Below are 1,974 nucleotides of genomic sequence, written 5' to 3' on the forward strand. Positions count from 1 at the left end.
CGTTGCGGCCGCCGCAGATGGCGATCATGAAAGAGTTCGGGATCCGGAGCGTCGCTCCCACCAGGCCGGCCACTGCGGGCAGGGTGAAGAGCAGGTTGCGATAGCCGTCGCCGGAGAAGGTCTGGCCATCGTTCATGAAGGTGAAGTTGAACAGCTCCGGGTTGGCGAAGTGGGCTTTCTGGATGAACTTCGCGACCATGCCCCAATAAAGCCAGACGGAGAAGCCGCAGAGCAGATTGGGGATCGAAACCCACAGATTGCGCTGGGCGATCGATTTGCCCTCGCTGTCCCAGAAGGCTTCGTCTTCAGGGTCCCAATGGGTCAACCGAACTCCTGGTGGGTTCTTCTTTTCGCTCATTCCTTTGGTCCTCTGTTTCCGAGCTCGAGATCCGAGCTCAGCTGGAACGGTTCACACTACGATGCCCGTACCAGCGCACGACCTGCGCACGGCGCCAGAGGTACATGTTGGGGACGACCAGCACGTGGACGAGACGGGTGAAGGGAAAGAAGGCGATCAGCAGATACGCCGACACGATGTGCAGCTTGACCAGCCAGGGCAGGCCGATGACGTAATTCAGGTTGGGCTGGAACTTCACCAGCGACCAGAGGTAGGGCGAGATCGCGGCGGCGAACCACGAGGAGCCCCAACCGACGAAGATCGCCATCAGCACACCGCTCACCACCTGGAGCATCAGCATGCCGAAGAGGACCCAGTCGGAGGTCGTCGTGACGCCGCGGACCCTGGTGTTGCCGAGACGCCGAGCCACTCCCATGGCCAGGCCGACCACCACCAGGATGCCGCAGACCAGGGCGCTGACCTCGAGCACGTAGAGCCTCATCGGCCGGCTGTTCCAGGCTAGCAGGGTCGCGGGCAGCAGGAACGCCACCACGTGACCGAGAAGCACCACCAACAGGCCGTAGTGGAAGGGGACCAGCCCCCAGAAGTGCTGGCGATTCTCGAGGAACTGTGACGACAGGCTCGAGTAAGTGAACGACTCGCTGCGGTACCGCTGGATCGTCATCAGAATGAAGACGACGAACGACACGTAAGGCAGCACCGCGAACAGCAATTGGTCGAGGTAGTGGAGCGTCTCGGAATTCAGAAGGGCGGTCAACCAGTTCATCGCATTCCTCCGCATTGGCTGCTGAGGCCGGGCGGCGTCTTCTCGGTACCGGGGTACGGCGACGCTTCGTCTCCCACGGTCAGCTTTTCGGTGATCCCGAACAGCTCGCGGGCGACAAACTCGACAGCCTCGAGGGCCGTGGCGTGTGGACGCTCCGCGGGTAGATTGCCGCGCATCTTGTCGAGAGCCGGAAGCAGGTGCCCTCGGGTGAGCTCGCGCGCGCCGTCCTCTTCGAGCCGGGCCAGTACCTGCAGCACGTGCGTGATGTGATCGGGGAGCTCGGCCGACTCCGCGAGCTCCAGCGTCCGCATGTGTTCGCGCATCTCGACGAGAAACGAGCCGCGCGTGTAGTTCTCACCGTACAGGTGCCAGCCGATTTCGAGAGCGCAGTCCGGGTTGATGTCGAACGTTCGGGTGAAGGCCTCCTCGAGGTCCGACAGCCCTCCGGATTGCACGTGATCGACAAAAGGCCCGAGGACGTCACCGAGCGAGGGACGCCAGTCGGCAAGCGTCGATACGGCGTCGCAGACCGTCTCGACGTGTCTCTCGTCCGGATACTTGAAGAACGGCACGAGTGCATCGATCACTCTGCGGCGTTCTGCGCTGCGGTCTGCGCTGCGGTCTGCGGAGCGAGCCGTCATCACATGCCCCTCCGTGGTCCGCTCAGGAAGCCGAAGCCGACGTTCTGCTTGTGCTCGAGCGGATCTCGCATCATCTCGATCGCTTCCTCGCGGTGCGCCGGAGGAATCACGAATCGGTCGTCGAACGTGCAGAGCGACGTGAGCTCGTAGATCGCGTCGGCCTCTTCCGTCGAGCTGTCCGCGGCCTGCAGGAGGCGGGCGACAGCTTC

Annotated in this window: 4 protein-coding genes; all 4 read right to left on the reverse strand. The window is 63.1% G+C overall.

What is annotated here, in order from left to right; translation table 11 throughout:
* Positions 1-358: hypothetical protein (locus tag GY725_27095; GenBank protein MCP4007866.1), on the reverse strand; the 358-nt coding region annotated here is incomplete at its 3' end.
* A gap of 37 nt (positions 359-395) precedes the next feature.
* On the reverse strand, positions 396-1,124 hold the full coding sequence (gene narI / locus GY725_27100) for a respiratory nitrate reductase subunit gamma (GenBank protein MCP4007867.1): 729 nt from the start codon (positions 1,122-1,124) through the stop codon (positions 396-398).
* Positions 1,121-1,765, reverse strand: coding sequence for a hypothetical protein (locus GY725_27105; protein ID MCP4007868.1), 645 nt, complete (start codon positions 1,763-1,765; stop codon positions 1,121-1,123). The genes narI and GY725_27105 overlap by 4 nt, the downstream gene beginning before the upstream one ends.
* A partial coding sequence (narH, locus tag GY725_27110; protein MCP4007869.1) for a nitrate reductase subunit beta occupies positions 1,765-1,974 on the reverse strand: 210 nt, incomplete at its 5' end. The genes narH and GY725_27105, both read right to left, overlap by 1 nt.

The sequence above is a fragment of the bacterium genome, from assembly GCA_024226335.1.
In the GTDB taxonomy this organism is placed as follows: domain Bacteria; phylum Myxococcota_A; class UBA9160; order SZUA-336; family SZUA-336; genus JAAELY01.

Coding starts and splice junctions, on each gene's coding strand:
- narI (MCP4007867.1), bottom strand. CDS start 1,124: ATGAACTGGTTGACCGCCCTTCTGAATTCCGAGACGCTCCACTACCTC.
- GY725_27105 (MCP4007868.1), bottom strand. CDS start 1,765: ATGACGGCTCGCTCCGCAGACCGCAGCGCAGACCGCAGCGCAGAACGC.